Below are 16,673 nucleotides of genomic sequence, written 5' to 3'. Positions count from 1 at the left end.
AAATGATTATCTACACCAACTCCCGCCGTCTGGTCCCTGAGCAATTCGCGGGTCGTGCAATCGGCCCGGTCGCCTTCATTCTGAAAAAGTACCGTGACGATACCGGCCTTCGCGCACATGAGCAGAAGCACATAGACGATTTTAAGGCTGCACCTTGGAAAACCTTCTGGTCTTGGCTGAGGGGAGATAAAAAGTGGAAGCTGAGAAGTGAAGTTCGAGCCTTTGCGGTTCAATGTCTTGACGAGTCCAAGCCAATCTCCGTCTACAAGGCCGCAGCATTCATTGCCACGCGGTACGGACTCGATATCTTTGAACAGGATGCTTACCTGTTGCTGGCACAGCAAATAGGCAAGATCGAAAGGGGGCTTGCCTGATGCCCGCACCTATTGTGGTCCCTGCCTTTTTTGCAACGAAGCCGCGCATTTCTCCCAAACACTTGGAAGCGGTCAACGCCCAAGTCTCTCAGAATTGCAATACCAAACGCGGGATTCTTTCCCCGCTTATGGACTTGGAAGCTCAGAACCCAAACCCGATTTCGAAAGCGGGTGCTATTCGCTCGATCTACAAACTCAAGGACGGGACTTGGCTGTACTGGTCGAGCGTGGTGGATGTGGTTGAAGCTGCCGTCAACGATGCTGATAGCCGTATCCACTTCACTGGAGACAGCTACCCGAAGCAAACTGACGCAACTTTGGCAACGAGTGGGGCGGCTGACACCTACCCAACCGAGACAAAGCGGCTTGGTCTTCCGAAGCCTTCCGCGCCTTTGAATGTACAACTTTCCCCGGCCAGTGTCGCGGAAGACGCAGAAATTGAACGGTCCACCTCCTACGTTTACACCTACGTCACTTCATGGGGTGAGGAATCAGAGCCTTCCGACCCGACCGGAGTCTTTGAGGTCAAAACGGGACAATCTTGCGTCCTGACGAACTTTACCCCTCCGACCTTGGCCGGGGTGTCTATTTCTCATTATCGTGTCTACAGATTGAATTCTGGTGATTCTTCTGCCGAGTTTCAGCTTGTGCCGTACTCCTCTTCGGCTGCCGACATCCCTGCGAGCGAGACGAGTTTCACTGACAACGTTGCCGATTCTGATTTGAGTTCCGAGGTTCTGCCTACTGAGAATTGGAACAAACTGCCGGATGATGCTTTTGGCTTGATGCACACAGGCAACGGGCTGTTTTTCGCGTTTAAGGACAAGGAAGTTTATCCCTCAGAGTCGTATATCCCATATGCTTACCCTTGGAATTTTCGTCTTTCTGTACCCCACGACATCGTGACCGGCGGCTACTTCAATCAAACGGTTGTGGTGCTGACCACGGGCCATGCTCATTTAATTGGCGGTCTTGATCCCGAATCCCTGTCCATGGACAAGGTGTCTTACAATCAGGCTTGTATTTCCAAACGGTCGGTGGCCAACTCTCCAGGCGGCGTAATTTATGCCTCGCCTGATGGGTTGGTTATGATTGGTCCTGAAGGTCAAACGGTTTTGACTCGCAGCGTCTACACCAAGGATCAATGGCGGGATTTGCCTACTTCTTCATTGATCGGGTTCTATCAAGACGGTCAGTATATCGGATTCTTCGAAGGGACCGGAAACGGTATTATCTTCGACTTTGAATCGCAGGACGTCGGCAATATTTCCCTTATGGGGAAAAAGGTCTACGGCGGCCATGTCGATACCGAAGACGACGCCCTGTATCTTCTGACCTACGACGACACCAGCTATCGCATTGAGAAGTGGGAAGGCGCAGCCACGGCCATGACCTACACTTGGAAATCAAAAGACTTCTTCCACTCGACCCCGCTTAATCTTGGCGCAGCCAGAATTAACGGCGCACAGGCCGTCGGTGATCCGGTTTACTTCAAGGTGTACCGCAATGGTGTTCACCAAGAAACCAAGATTATAACCAATGACGAACCGTTCCGTCTGACCAACGGCGTGAAGGGATACGATTGGGAGTTTCAGGTAGAAGGCACGGCGAAAGTGTTTGAAGTCCGTATGGCCGCAAGTATCACGGAGTTGCAGTATGCCGGTTAGAGGCAAGCAATCTCCAAACCTTCCGGCTGTTCCTGCCGGAGTGGACGCTTCAACCAAAGCGTTCCTTACTGCCGTCAAAGAAACAATTGAAACCATGCAGGGCAAGCGCAGAAATACCGCGCTCAAGGCCGTGGTGACGTTTGAAGACTTGCAGAAGATGGGGCTCAAGGTCAGTCAAAAGGGTGTCGGTACGGACGCGGAGTACGACTTCTCTCGCATTGTTCGTGGTGACAGTGTGCCAAACCCGCCGCGTGATCTGGCTGTTACGTCCATGGTCGTGTCCAACAAACTGACTTGGACCAATCCGTCATACAACAGCGACTTGAGCCACGTTGAAATATACTGCGCGTTTGGCTCGCAGAGTATCAGCGACGCAATCCGAGTCGGTATCTACTCGTTCCCGAGCAAAGAGAATTACAAGGCGATTGGGGAGTTCATTCATTCCGGCCTGAATACCAAAGCTTCACATACTTACTGGCTCAGAACACAGAACTGGCCCGGTAATCATTCGCCATGGGAACCGAACAACGGCGGGCGAGTCGTCCCTGCCGATTCCTCGGCCACGATCAACGATTTGTTGTCCTCGCTGACTGACGACAACAAATACGACACTATTCATCGAGTCATTGCCGACTCGTTTCAGGTGTTGCAGCCGAGCGCAGGGCTTGAAAGTCCGGTTCCGGTCTTTGTGGTCGGTACGGTGGACGGTCAGACCGCTATCGGCGTCAACGGTGATATGTTTGTGGATGGCGCGATCCTGACCAAGCATTTGGATGGCGACATTATCAACGGTGCATTTCTGTCTGCCTCTGCTCAGATTCAGCTTGGGGTAGATGGGCTTTTTCGTTTTATGGAAGGGGCCAAAATTTTTGGCGGTGACGGGAATTTCCTGCTTGATACTACTGGTGGCGTTACCCGCTTAATGATGGGGCCGAATGGAGCTCTCGATGTCAACGGGAACGTAGCAGTCGGCAAGGATTATATGCTTATGACCGGCAGCGATATCACCTATTATCGTTGGTTTGGCGGCGCACACCGGGAATACAAGTCTCTAAAAAGGATGGAGCAGGGGTGGGTGTCAAACGGAGTATGGCTGACGTTGCCCGGTTATTGGGTTACGCCGCCCAAGATCCAACTTTCTCCACGGAATTTAAAGACGTTCGATAAGGACAACAACACAGTTCACCAATCGTTAAACATGGAAGTTACTGACATTGAAGAGGTCAGCGGCACCCCTAATGTCTACAGATTTATGAGCAATGCTCGGCTTGTCATCGCAGCCGGGACTGTTGATTTTGATGTGTTGCTTTCTAAATCAGAAGATCAGGATGGAGTTGCTGCACAAACAGCTTCATATACGACACCCCCTTATTGTTCGGCGTGTACCATTGACTATGAGTTTAAGGCGAATAAGCCAACCGATACCGTCGGCATATGGCATAAAAGAACCGCAATTTTGAGTGTCTATGTGGATGGTGTTGTGGAAGATACGAGGTCTATAACAACCTCTTCAACTGGATATTATCCCGGTAGCATTTCCATTTCGGGGCTTACGGCCTCGGCCACAGGTCACTCGGTTTATCTTAAATTGTCAGCAACGGACGACGGGGCGAACACGTTTCCAGCGTCTATGTCATATGACACGCAAGAGGCTTCTTCCCTTAATAACACCCTCTCCGGCGTATGGATCGGGCAGTCTGTTCATAGTGACTCTTTTAGTATCCCGGCAGCTTCTACCCCCTCGGATGGGGCTTGGGAGCTATATCAAATAGATATCTCGGGCAACCTGACGAATACCCACACCGTAACAAATGACTTTGTTGCGAAAGTTTCAATTGGTGGAGTGACCGTGACTTGTTCGGGGGCTGCTGGAACGGCAACTTTTAGTGGGACAGGGACAACCTCGCTAACGTCTTCACCTACATCAGGGTCACTATCCCACAGTACAAACAGCTATATGACTAATACCGCCACGCTGAATAGCGTTGGCTATACTGCGTATTGGCGCAAAGGCACTGACGCGCTTTTGACCAAAGTAGAATTTACTTCCATTTCCGTAACTTTAACCGGGGCGAATACCCTGGCAGAGGGCACGGTCAATTACATGGCGATCAGTGAGGAATAGAGCATGAGCGAACAACACACCGGATACGGCCTTATTCCTTACACTGAGGACATCGCAGACGAGTTCTTGGCGATGCTCTTTGTGCAGATGCAGCAAGACGGCACGGCGTCACAGGTATTCCTTGAGCGAGAGATCACCGACGCGGAGAAGTGGATTGAGTTCGTGAAGTCTCCCGGCTGCCATCTTTTCATACCGTTTTTTGATGGCGTCCCGGTCGGCGTGTGTTGGTTGGATCGGTTCCAAGAGAAGTGGGTTCAGTATCATTTCTGCCTGTTCAAGAATACTTGGGGCCATGGCAAGTCGGTCGAGCTCGGCAAGTGGGTGCTGACCAAGCTCCTGACCATGGAAGACGAACACGGCTACTTGCTGGATATGCTCGTCGGGATTCTCCCGACACGGCACAGGCTGGCATTGCGATATGTGAGGAAATGCGGCGGCCAGGTCGGTGGCTTGCTCCCGCTCGGCGTTTTCAACGGGAACACGGGGCAGAGCGAAGAAGCGACACTTATTACCCTCACACGGGAGGATTTACGATGAAGGTTTATGAGAAGATCGTCTTCGACATGGCAACCCTAGAAGTGATCGAGGAAGTATCTTATGAGTATGACGGGCCTGTCTCGTTGTGCAAGGGAGGCGGTTCTACTACAACTAACTCCATCGACTACGAATATAACAAACGCATGGCTTCCGTCGCAGAAGAAGAACTGGAAATGGGTCGTGGATATTACGACTTCTGGATGGAGAATAACGCCGATTTTGAGAAGGCGAAGATAGCTTCGAACATGGAGCTCATGCCTTTGCAGACGGGGCTTGAGAAATCGCAAATAGAAAGTCAGCAAGCCCTTTTACCCGGTCAAACTTCCTTGGGGTTGTCGCAGATTGAGGCAGCGCAGCAGCTCCTCCCTGGGCAGACCGAAGCGCAGCAATCGCAGAACACTCTCACAACCGCACAGAATACCGCAAATCTCGGATTGCTTCCCGCGAAGACTCAAGCAACGGGTATGTATCTCGATCAGGCTATCAACGGCGTGAACATCGAGGACCGCATGGGCAAGGCCGGTGCGACCATGGCCGGGCAGTACAAGGACGCCGGGAAGATGCTTACTCGTCAGTCTGGCCGCATGGGTGGAAGCCCGTCTTCCGGCAAGCTCATCAGTGCAATGAACGCGCTGAATATGGACCGAGCTCGTAACACAGGCATGGCGAAAGACAACGCCAGAACCAACGCGGAAACAGAGAATTTCCGTAGACTCCAGGGGGCCAGCAATTTCGGCCTTCCGGTAATGTAGGGGGATACCATGGCAGGACTCGGATTATACCCAATTGAAGATGTTTCAGCCAAGGCGTTGCAGGGCATGGGCCAAGGTGCCAGCACTTTGAGCAAGATGGGGCAGGAAAAGACAGTCACGACCACACCGCCCGGCAAAACTGCAGGCGGGGCTTTAATGTCCGGTGCAGGGATGGGAATGGCTGGCTTTGCTCTTGGTGGTCCTATTGGTGGAGGCATCGGCGCAGGCGTCGGAGCACTCGGATACCTTCTCTCATAAGGAGTTTTAGATATGCCAGATAAATGGGGCCGCCCTACGGCAGAAGACGGATTGAAGATGGCAAGCAGTGCCGTCGGCCTGATGTCAGGTATGAAGCGCAATCAGCTTTACGACGAGCAGATTGGAGAAATTGGCCGCGAGAAAGAGAACCGCGAACAGGTTGGGCTTGGGCTCAAGGCTTTGCAGTCAGGTGGAGAGCGACCGGACGGTATGACCGAACAGAACTGGATTGCCGCGCAGGGGCAGTACGCCACGGGACTCGGCCATCAAGACACGATTGCCAAGGCAAATGAGAACAAGGCTATCCGTACCGCAGCAAACAACTATATTCCTGTTCTTCAACAGAACAATTATGACTTTAGCGCAATCAAACCGACGAACAGTGCGGAGGTTGCCGCGTATGCTGGACTTGTGGATACATATTCACAAACTGAGCAGGGCAAAGCCACGCTGATGGAGAATCGAAAGAAAATCCTTGCATCTAAATATACTGATTTTTTGACCGGGAAACAGCGTGTGAATTCCCTGCTGGCCGAGGGCAAGACGGACGAAGCGATCAAGGGTATTGAGCTTTTGAGTTCGAAGGCTCCGCTTCCATACAGCCTCGGTGACTACGACTCGAAGACTAAGACTTTTGGCGTTCATTATTTGGACTCCAATCAAGGCAACACCGCGACCGGCGAGCGAATGCCCATGAAGGATGTCTGGCAGATGATTTCCGGCATGGATGAAAAGCAATTCTTTATGCAAGGGGCGCAACACGCCGCAGCCATTCAAAAGGGGAACCTGACGTACCAATGTGACCCGTCCAAACATATGTACGCCAAGGGCATGAAAGACGGAAGGACTTACACCATTGTCCCACAGAAGAATATCAACGACCTGTCCGATTTGGATTATCTCGTTTTTTCTGAGGACGGCGGCGACCCGGTAACTGTCCGTTCTATGGCTGAATTGAAGAAGCATTTCAAGATCGAGAACCTTGGCCGAGAGAAAGACCTGACCGCCATTGAAGGCAACAAGGCTCTTATCAAGCAGCGGGAAAGCGCAACCGAACTGAACGAGGGGAAGTTGGGCTTGGCGCAGGCAAAGGCCGGGCGTGAGGCTAGCGACGCTACTCTCAAGCGATACCGTGACGCCCTCAACGATATGACCAAAGGACTCAAAGGCGTGAAAGACGGTGAAGGTAACACCTTTGTCTTTCCGACCGGCGACGATATGGAATCTATGCCGGAAGCTGATCGCATTCCGTTTGTTCAGAAAGTAGTTGGGATTTCGCAAGACCCGGCTCTTTCCAATGAAACTCGCAGCATGGCTCGTAGGTGGCTCCAGTACAGCAAAAAACTTGGATACATCGATCCCGATCCGACCAAAGAAGAGCGGGCAGAAATTGAGAAAATAAAAAAGCTCACCAAACAACTTGGGCCGGATGGAGCGCAGAGAGTTCTCAACGAAGAGAATGGAGGTGGTCCTTCCAGGACCGATCCCGACATTGTTGCGAACCATAGAGTCCCTGCCGCTTCACAAGGCCTTGGTTTGGCACCAGTAAAACCCAAACCGCAGCCCGTTCAAGTCGCTTCTAATACTCCCCCTCAAGGGGGGCACCCCCTCGCGCAATATCGTGGAAAATCCCAAATGTCGAAAAATGGAACTATTTGGGCAAAGGGAGAGGACGGACAAGCCCGTCGGATTATGGTCAAACCTTCTGAAAAGATTAGGGACGGCAAAGGTCAACTCCATGACAGCCCACACTATGCAGAATATTTGAAAATCTTGAAATATCTTGGGCTGACCGGAAACACTCAACTTGCACAGCAGTAAAGCGAGGGAATAATGGGCTTTTACGACCGCGATACCCTGTTCCAAATGGCGCAAGAAGAGCTTGCGAACGAGGGGTTCTTTCATAATGACACACCGCAAGGCGAACTCTCTACTGACGATCAAAAGCTCCAAGCTGCTGTTGACCAGTATAATCAGGTGAATCCCAATACTCCGATTACGGTTGACGACTTGCCGGACAATAGCGGTTTTTTCGGTGGGGCTAGGGAACTTGGAACAGGTATTCTTAATGCCGTTCGCGACCAATTCCCCGAAGACATTGCCCGTATTTCTCGCGGTGGTGACGTCGATTTGAAAAACGATTCTTGGGAAGACGAGTGGATTGCGGAGCAAAAAAAGGATCGCGCTTCCCGTATCCCGTCCAAACAGGTCATTCTTGGCGACAAGTGGAACGAATCTCTTGCCCAAGGCCCGGCGAGCGTTGCTACCAGTGCGGTCGTTGGTGCTTCCGGTGGCTTGGCAGGCGCGAAGGTAGGCGCAATGATCGGTGGGGCAGCGGGGTCAGCGGTCCCGGTTGCTGGTACTACGGCTGGCGCAATTACTGGTGGTACTGTCGGTTCCATGGTCGGAGCCTTTGCGAGCACCGGTCCAGCGTTCTACCGCATGGCAAAAGACCAGTTCCTTGAAGAGATGCTCGATGTTGCCAAAAAGGGGAATGTCAACCTGACCGCGCCGGAATGGGAAGCGATTAAAAAAGACATCGACGATGAAGCGTCGGAGATGGGCGCATGGGAAGCAGGGCCAGAAGCAATTTCCCAGGCATTGACCGCAGGCATGTTCAAGGGTGTTGGTGGTAAAATCTTCGGGAAAATCCCAGGCTTTGCGGGAATAACCGAAGCTATTTCGAAGCGGGCTCTTGCCCGTATCGGCGCAAAAATGACCGCAGAAGTGGCAGAGGAAGAAGTCACAGAAGCCGTCACATATTTTGGGCAGGAAGGTATCCGAAAGGATATGGACCTCAGGAAAGACGATCCTACCTTGGGCGAGTTTATCGACACCCAGGCAGGCCCGGTCGCTGTCGGTTCCGTCTTGCAGATGGGCGTTCACAAGGCTGGAGCAAAGGCTTACGATCTAATGAAAGGCGAAGAAGAACAGCCTTCGTATATTGATGCTCGTCCTGTTCCCGGTGGCCTGCCTCAAGCGGTGAAGTCAATGGGCGGAGTTTTCGACGATGAAGGATATGGCCCCCGCCTCGATCCTTCCAAATTCCCGACTGTCTATGATGACAGTGGATATACTGAGAAGGAAGTAAGAGAACGTACTGCTACTCCTTTTCCTGAGACCGTAGACCTCATGAATATGGGGACACCGCAAGTCACGTCAACGCAGCCAAACCAAGACATCCCGGCAGCACAGAACGAACAGCCTGTATATGAAAATGCTCTTGGATATTCTGCGAAAGAGGTTAGTGATTATTTCGACAAGGGTTTACAAGATGCCTTGAACGCGGGTTCCCCCTTTCCGACGGCTGATGAAGCCTTTGGTCTGGCTGATCCTCACGTCACGCCGCAAATGCCCCCGGCAGCACGGAACGAACTCCCGGTTGGCGGAGCAATGGCCCTTCCTCCTGGTGGTCCTGTTATCATCCCTCAACCGACACAACAGACCGGATATGGTCCCATTCCGCAGGAACAAGGCCGTACTGCTATGGCCATGCCACAAGGTCAGCCCCCGGCAGCTTTGCCGGAAGGCTCCCGGCCTATTGCAATGGGCTGGGCTCAGTCCGAACCAATTCCGAGTCGTTCTTCCCAAGATTTTGAAATGGTTTCCAACGAGGGCGAGAATTACCGGCCTGATTTTGAAATAGTTCATGGTGGAGTGCCTGCTGTGCGAACGGCTATGGACCTTGCGCCGGCGCAAGCGCAGCCCCTTATTATCAATAAAGCAAACGAGGCTGCAACTTCCCCGATCAATGCTATTACCATCTATGACCTTAACGGTGGGGAGCACCAGGGCGTAGTCGAGGCAGAAAGCGACGATACTCTTCGTGTCGTGCTGGAAGATGGCCACGTCGAGCTTATTAACAAAGAAGATGGCAACGGCGATTCGGGTTATTCCTTGAAAGGGAAGAAAGAACGCTATTCTTTTGATTATACTCTTGCCTCCGCTGGCTATGAGATTCAAGGGCAAAAGGTTGGAGAGCTATCCGACGAAGCTCTTGAAGAGCTTAGAGGCAAGATGGAAGCCGATGAAGATCGAGCCGCATTAGGCGTCGCAGAGGGTGCAGGGGTCGCCTACCAGACCGACCTTCGTGCCGTTATAACGGAACAGGCTCGTAGGCAGTCCGTTGAAACGAAGGCGAACGAAGCCGCGACCTCCGAGCAGAATGACACCCCGCAGCCGACTGAGGCTCAGATTGAAAAAGGAAATTACAAGCTCGGCCATGTTAAAGCCATAGGCCTTGATATCTCCATTGAGAATCCGGCAGGCTCCGAGCGTTCCGGTACGGACAAGGATGGAAAGCCTTGGTCTGTGCAGATGCAGCACCATTACGGCTATATCAAGGGAACCGTGGGTAAAGACAAGGACCATCTGGACGTTTTCCTGAAAGACGGTGTTGAGTCTGAAGACATGAGTTCCAAGCCCGTCTTTGTGGTGGATCAAAAGAACGAAGACGGTTCCTTCGACGAGCACAAGATTTTGATGGGCTTTGACAACGCGCAGGAAGCCCAGGAAGGCTACCTTTCGAATTACGAAGCAGGCTGGACCGGGCTCGGCAATCTTGTCGAGATGAGCGCAGACGAGTTCAAGGCATGGACTAAGGGCAACACCACCAAGCCGGTGGGAACCAAAGGGCATGTTGGAAAAATCTCTCTGGATCAAAAGAACCCGGAACAATCCGCGCCTGATGGCGTAAACGTCATGTCCAGCGGCAAGCCCTACAGCAAGAAGGGTATCCGCCTGGTTGTTGCTCAGAAAGTTAAGAAGGGCATGAACGTCGAAGAGGTTCAGCTTGACGATGAAGGTAAGCAATGGGGCTGGCGCGAGGTTGTGGACGAAGGCCCGGTCATGGATCAGGACGCGCAGGCAACTATCAAAGACAAACTTCTCAAGGCCGTGCCGAATCGTGATTACGACGCGATGATGGAACACGGTTGGTCGGAACAGCTGCCTGAAGGTTCTTTCAAAAGTTCTGAACGTCCGACCGGTGTAGCAACCCGAATGGTCGTGATCGAAAAGCCTGATGTTTCCGGTAGCGCACAGTCTGAATCTGATGTAAAATCAGAGGCAGTCGATATTAAGGAGCAGTCCAATGGAAGAGAAGAAAGCGATACCGTTTCCGAAGGAAGAGCGGGAAACGATGGTTCAGGACGTGATCGAGGGCGACGATCCTCAAGCGTTCACGAATCTAATGAAGCGTCACGAACAAGCCGGGAATATGGGAAAGTATCGGAAAAAGACGCAAGAGGAAATCGCACAGGAATTCCGTACCGAGTAGGTGAGGAAACAAAGGAAGACGACGCACGATACGAAATCCGTGAGTTGTCTGACGTTGTGCCTTCTCACGATCCCACCGATAGCTTCAAGCCGAGGGAGGACTATCCGCCCAAGGTTCAGGAGCGCGTCTACCATAGCGACAAGGAAGAGCAAGCCAAGGTAAAGGGCAACGCTGCCCGGTTCAATCCTGCGTACCTTGTTACCAACAACCCCGATGCCAGCAATGGCGCACCCATCATCACCGAAAAAGGTCTTGTCCTTGGCGGCAATGGCCGAACAATGACTCTTCAGGTCGTTTACGAATCCTACCCCCAACATGCTGAAAAGTATGTCTCCGAGTTGAAAGACAGTGCTTCGATCTTTGGTTTGACTGCCGAAGACGTTGACGGTTTCGAGCAACCTGTTCTTGTGCGCGTTGTGGATATGGAAGGGGCAAGTCCCAAAGAACTTTTGAAGAAGAGCCGTATCTATAACCAGAATGTAACTGGTGGTATGGGCAAGATGGCGCAGAGCGTTTCACTCGGCAATTTGATTTCTGAGGATACGTTGAAGGAACTGGCGCTCGACTTGTCCAGATACGGTGACATGACCTTCTCTGAATATCTGAGCCAGAATGCTTCCCGACGTATTGTGAAAATGCTTGAGGAAAATGGAGTACTCGATACAACCAAGCGGAACGAGTATTGGGACGATCATTACAACGTGTTGAACCCCGACGGCAAGGCTACCGTAATCAATGCCTTCCGTGGACTGGTATTTGCCAACCCCAATACCCTTGAACGTGCGCCGAAGCGAATTGTCAACAAGATGGATCGTATACTTCCGGCCCTTGCTCGTTTGAGCCGCAATAAGAACTATGACATGTCCGGCCTGTTGCAGGATGTTTTGGATATGTTCATCGAGGCTGAACAGGCCAAGCGCACGAATTCTGCAATCAAGACCGTCCATGACTATCTGACGAAATACATGTCCATGGCTCCGGCCAAGGGCAAAGGGGATCCCGTCGCAGAAGATTGGATGCGGATTATGGACAAAACTCCCGCCAAGCATATTGCCGAACAGCTTCACCAATATGCCGACTCCATGCCCAAACAGGCCGAAGGATCACACGATGATGGCCGCGATTTGCCGGGTATTGGACTTGAAAATATCAAAGAGCAGGCCAAAGCCAACGAGCTTGAAAAACGAAGTCAGGCTTTCAAAGAAGCGACAGAGGAACTGGTCGACGAGGCGAAAGGGAAGAAAAAACCGACATCGCAGAACATCACTATGTTTTCCCGTAAGGACGTTCCGACTAGATCAATGTCTCGCAAAGTGGTTGAGGGCGCGCTTAATAAGCTTCAGAAGTCGGCAGAGAAAGCATTGCCTCTTGAGGTTGTGCAATCTGTCGAAGATTTGCCGAAGCATATTCAGGATGAATTCAATGAGCAGGGCGGCGGCGTGCTTGAAGCCGCGAACGATGGCGACCGAGTTTATTTGGTTGCTGGCAACATCGGTTCTAATCGCCGGGCGGTAGCACTCTGGATGCACGAACAAGGGTTGCATCAGGGACTTAAAGGCTTGTTTGGCCCGCGTGAATATGTCCGCATGATGAACCGAGTGTTTGTTGCTGCAGGCGGTAAAAGGGCTTTCCGTGATACTGCCAGCCTGTATGACTTCGATTTGAATAACCGACAAGATCAGATCCTTGCAGCAGAAGAGTATCTTGCTGGTATTGCTGAAAAGGTGCGACTCAACAAACCCCTGTCGAATAAGGCAAAAAAAATATGGCGTAGGTTCGTTAAAGCGGTCACCGAGTGGCTGCGCGACCTTGGCTTGAATATGAATCTGACTGACGCTGAAATAGCATTGATTGTTGATGATGCTGTTCAATGGACCATTCACGGGCCTGACGGTCCCAGAGGTGGTATCAAGTTTGGTCAGCGCGAACCGTCGGTTGCGTTCTCTAAAGAGAGTGGTAACGACAAAACTAGATTTTCTAAAAAAAATAAATTTGATTTTCCTGCTATAAATGGACAAGAAGTATCTATGGTTAAAGATTCAGTTCTAGTTGATTCGTTGGGATTCCATGCTCCTGATGGCAATATAAGTCCGTCTGGATTTGGTCGTGTACTTTTCCCCTCAGACCGTGAAATTTCTCAGGTCACAAGTGGCTATTATGTTAAAGCCATGGGGCTAAAAGAATCTCCCCAATTTAAGGTGCAAGGCTTAAGAAAGGGAAAGGACAGCAAGGGGATATCTGTCATTTTTTTTGAAGGCACACATGAAGAATACAAGGAATCTGTTGCAAATGCCTACAATCAAGCATTGATGTGGGCAAAAAAAAATGGATTTGAAATAGAAAAAGAAAGCAAGTCGCTTGGTTCTGGGGTACCGGAAGCTAAAATTATCCATAAGGCTACGGCAATTGCAGATCAATTGGCTAAGGAATCTCATGACAAAAAATGGGGGGAAGCAGAGGATGTGTTCGTTCGATATGGCGATATCCCCGAAGGTGGAATAAGCTTTAATTACAGAGATAATATTTCTGAGGAGGGAGTGTCCGTTTACCATGGTAAATATTTACCCAAATCAGGAGAAGCTATTGCTATCCCTAAATACAATCAAGAAATGGGAACATTCCTTGAGTTGAAGGCTGGGGAACGTCCTTTGTACGTTGTCGATGGCGAAAAGATAGGCACAGGATCAGACGGTGAGCCTGTATTGAAGAATGCAAAAATACGAGTTCGAATCGGAAATAAAAAAGTTAAATTCTCACGCGGCACCTATCGTCAGTCGGCACTTATTCAGCAACTCCAACGCATGAATGGCGGCACCATGCCGAGCGGTGGCAATGCCGCTGTAAGGGCAATGACAGCCAAGCCTAGCCAGATTGCCAAGGATGCAGCAAAGAAAGGCAAGTCCGGTCTTCATAACCGGATCAATACCGGTGACCTTTCCGTATTGCAGGAAGTCGCGAGCTTGCCTCACTGGATTGCCAAACGGTTTCCGGCCTTTGATGCTATCTACCGTCGTCAGTTGACCCGTATGGACGAAAGAGCGGCAGTTCTCAAAGAGTCGTTGGAAGAGGTTGAAGATTTCTTTACTGACCTGAGCAAAGAAGATCATGCCGCGCTTCGTGATATGATTTGGGAGATAGACGGCGAGAAACTGCCGGGTATGAATCTCGACAAGTTTATTCCGGTTCAGGATGCCAAAGGGCGCGACACCTATGAAAACGGGCGGATCGTCCTTGAAATGAATCCTCGCTATTATCGGATGTTTGAGCGTTGGTTGGATAAACAGCCTGTTTCTGAGAAGGTAAAAAAGGCAATGAGTGCCCTCCGTGAATCCCTCGACCGCGATTTCCTGCGGGCCTATGATGCCATGCGTGAAATGGCTGAGATTGACGAGGACACAATCAAGGCGTTCCGTTCGAATATCAATCATGTTCATAACTACTTCCCGCACAAACGGTACGGTGGGTATTACGTTCAGGCTGTTGGAGACAACTACGTCGGTCAGACCGATGAAGGTAAGTGGGCGGTTTTCAATGCAACTGACGACATCGTTTCCAAAGAGTTTGCCAATGAAGCTACGGCTCGTAAGCATTGGACAAAGAACAAACGCAGCGCCGTTCACCGGGAACACTTTGACGCTTCGACAAAGGGACTCGCCGGTCGCAAGGCTGAAAAGAAAATGGCTGAATTGAAAGCCGATTATCCCGACAATGTAGACTGGTCTACAGGGAAGAACGAACGTCTGCCCGATGAACTCTATGAATTTGGTATCGACACCAATGCCATGGAGCAAATTGTGGTGGCGGCGGCTGACAAGATAGAAAACAAGGAGATGGCCAAGGAAATCAAAGGCAAGTTGGCCGAAGCCGTGTCCGACACCATGAAATCACGCGGTTGGTCGGCTGCAACCATCGGACGCAAGGGTGTTCCCGGACATGAGAAGGAAGATATTCAAGGCATCATCTATGACTACAAGGCCGGTCTTTCCGGTTGGCTGACCAAGATTCAGGCAAGCCGGGATTTTACTTCACTGCTTGGACAAGTTGATGCAAAGCACCATCCGAAAGAATATGTCTACGCCACCAATTACGTCCAGAATATGCTCAGAAATGCGGACAAGATTGACCGCGCTGTCGGTAATATCAAGGCCATGGCTTTCCTCTGGTACTTGGGTTTCAATCTCAAGACTGCCGCGCTCAACCTGACGCAGAATGTTATTGTGGGTATTCCTCGATTCAGCATGGACGTAAAAAGTGGCGGTTTCAAATACTGGAAGGCTGCCGCGGCAACACTCACCGAGCAGTTGACCGGCAGAGCTACGGGCGGAAAAGTAAAGACCTTGCCCAAGGACGAATCGCGTCTTCTCGACGACTTGTATCGCGAGGACGTTATTACCGAAGGTTTCCTCAATGAGATTCGCGGGCGTGTTCAAGGTGTTTCGGTCGCGGCAATTGGTAATAAGGTTTTGAAATGGGCAGGAATGCCTATGGCCATTGCCGAGCGTTTCAACCGGGCTTCTCTGGCTCTGGCCGCATACCGTGCAGCCCGAGACGGCAAGATCACAAATGAAGCGGTTCTGGCAGAGCTCGGCGCCAAGCCTGGAGTAAGATTGCCCTATGAGAAAGCCAAGGCATACGCCGAAGATGTGGTGAGAGACTCTCATTTCGTCTACGGGAAGACCAACCTCCCGCAGCCTCTCAGGAACTCGACCATAGGCCGTGGTGCAAACCCTGCCTATACTTTCCGCACCTTCTCACACAATATCCTTTCTATCTGGAATTGGATGCTGACGGAGCAAGGCGCAGAAGGAAAGAAAGCATTTGCCAAGTCGATGATGGGAACCATGGCCATCGGTGGATTTACGGCTCTACCTTTCTACGCGACGCTGATGCACCTGTTCCAATGGGCAACCGGTGACGATGATGATTGGACGGAAGAGATCCGGAAGAAACTGCCAGAAGGCGACATCCTTCGCGATATGGTTTCGTATGGACTGCCAGCCGGGGCCGGGTTCTCCCTTGGTGGTTCCGTCGGGCTTGAAACTCCGATCCTTTCAAGGGTTGAACCTGGTGCCACGATAGAAGAAAGCGTCGCTGACAATCTTGGCGATATCTTCGGCATCCCTTACGACATGTTCATCCGCAAACCTTCAAGGATAGTAAAGGCTCTCAATGCTGGCAATGAGTGGCGAGCATTTGAAGAGGCCGCGCCTACAATCGTTCGAAACGGCATGGCCGGTTATCGTCTCTGGAAAGACGGTCAACGTTCTATTTCCGGCAAGCCTATCAATGAGCCGGGGAAACGTGGTCCGCGCAAATTGACTGAGGCGGAAGCGATAGGAAAGATGGCAGGGTTCCAGCCTATCTCTAGCCGCAAGTCATGGGATCAGTACCGAGGCCGGAAGGTTTCTCAACAGGTCAGAAGCAACAAGGCCACCGAGTTTGCAAACAACTATGTTGGGGCTCTGCGTGCAGGGGACGAGAAAAAAGCCCGTAGTATCCTGACCGAGTGGAAAGGGTGGAATAAAGAGGCCATGGAAGACAAAAAGCCTTGGATGGTAATTACCACCCGCGATATGACCAGCCGGATCAAGTCGAGATCGAAGGGGAGCGGAGTAAGTCCGAGAGAGGCACTTCGGATTCTTGAGCAGAGGAAAGCGTATTAAGACGAAGCCCCCAACCGGA

The 16,673-nt window shown here is 51.3% G+C and carries 8 protein-coding genes; all 8 read left to right on the top strand.

Annotated elements, in window-relative coordinates:
- The first annotated feature begins 2 nt into the window (after positions 1-2).
- Genes SYK_RS03420 through SYK_RS03385 form a run of 8 tightly spaced genes read left to right on the top strand, consistent with a single transcriptional unit; the run spans position 3 to position 16,654 of the window.
- A complete protein-coding gene (locus SYK_RS03420; protein WP_281762216.1) occupies positions 3-374 on the top strand; it encodes a hypothetical protein in 372 nt (123 codons plus the stop codon).
- Positions 374-2,041 carry a hypothetical protein gene (locus SYK_RS03415; RefSeq protein WP_281762215.1) on the top strand — a complete coding sequence of 556 codons (1,668 nt, stop codon included), beginning with the start codon at positions 374-376 and terminating at the stop codon, positions 2,039-2,041. Before SYK_RS03420 ends, SYK_RS03415 begins: the two co-directional genes overlap by 1 nt.
- The gene (locus SYK_RS03410; RefSeq protein ID WP_281762214.1) at positions 2,031-4,166 is read left to right on the top strand and encodes a phage tail protein; all 2,136 of its coding nucleotides are present in this window, start codon (positions 2,031-2,033) and stop codon (positions 4,164-4,166) included. The genes SYK_RS03415 and SYK_RS03410 overlap by 11 nt, the downstream gene beginning before the upstream one ends.
- Positions 4,167-4,169: 3 nt before the next feature.
- Positions 4,170-4,703 (top strand): hypothetical protein, encoded by a 534-nt coding sequence (locus tag SYK_RS03405; protein WP_281762213.1) that lies wholly within the window; start codon positions 4,170-4,172, stop codon positions 4,701-4,703.
- On the top strand, positions 4,700-5,455 hold the full coding sequence (locus SYK_RS03400) for a hypothetical protein (protein ID WP_281762212.1): 756 nt from the start codon (positions 4,700-4,702) through the stop codon (positions 5,453-5,455). Before SYK_RS03405 ends, SYK_RS03400 begins: the two co-directional genes overlap by 4 nt.
- A 9-nt stretch (positions 5,456-5,464) precedes the next feature.
- Positions 5,465-5,713 carry a hypothetical protein gene (locus SYK_RS03395; RefSeq protein WP_281762211.1) on the top strand — a complete coding sequence of 83 codons (249 nt, stop codon included), beginning with the start codon at positions 5,465-5,467 and terminating at the stop codon, positions 5,711-5,713.
- Between the two features lie 12 nt (positions 5,714-5,725).
- Positions 5,726-7,534, top strand: a complete 1,809-nt coding sequence (locus SYK_RS03390; protein ID WP_281762210.1) for a hypothetical protein — start codon at positions 5,726-5,728, stop codon at positions 7,532-7,534.
- A gap of 12 nt (positions 7,535-7,546) precedes the next feature.
- On the top strand, positions 7,547-16,654 hold the full coding sequence (locus SYK_RS03385) for a PLxRFG domain-containing protein (protein WP_281762209.1): 9,108 nt from the start codon (positions 7,547-7,549) through the stop codon (positions 16,652-16,654).
- Positions 16,655-16,673 lie beyond the last annotated feature (19 nt).

This window comes from Pseudodesulfovibrio nedwellii, from assembly GCF_027923765.1.
Taxonomy (GTDB): domain Bacteria; phylum Desulfobacterota; class Desulfovibrionia; order Desulfovibrionales; family Desulfovibrionaceae; genus Pseudodesulfovibrio; species Pseudodesulfovibrio nedwellii.
Note: the sequence above shows the minus strand (reverse complement) of the source record. Positions and strands in the feature narration are given on the sequence as shown.

Coding starts and splice junctions, on each gene's coding strand:
- SYK_RS03420 (WP_281762216.1), top strand. CDS start 3: ATGATTATCTACACCAACTCCCGCCGTCTGGTCCCTGAGCAATTCGCG.
- SYK_RS03415 (WP_281762215.1), top strand. CDS start 374: ATGCCCGCACCTATTGTGGTCCCTGCCTTTTTTGCAACGAAGCCGCGC.
- SYK_RS03410 (WP_281762214.1), top strand. CDS start 2,031: ATGCCGGTTAGAGGCAAGCAATCTCCAAACCTTCCGGCTGTTCCTGCC.
- SYK_RS03405 (WP_281762213.1), top strand. CDS start 4,170: ATGAGCGAACAACACACCGGATACGGCCTTATTCCTTACACTGAGGAC.
- SYK_RS03400 (WP_281762212.1), top strand. CDS start 4,700: ATGAAGGTTTATGAGAAGATCGTCTTCGACATGGCAACCCTAGAAGTG.
- SYK_RS03395 (WP_281762211.1), top strand. CDS start 5,465: ATGGCAGGACTCGGATTATACCCAATTGAAGATGTTTCAGCCAAGGCG.
- SYK_RS03390 (WP_281762210.1), top strand. CDS start 5,726: ATGCCAGATAAATGGGGCCGCCCTACGGCAGAAGACGGATTGAAGATG.
- SYK_RS03385 (WP_281762209.1), top strand. CDS start 7,547: ATGGGCTTTTACGACCGCGATACCCTGTTCCAAATGGCGCAAGAAGAG.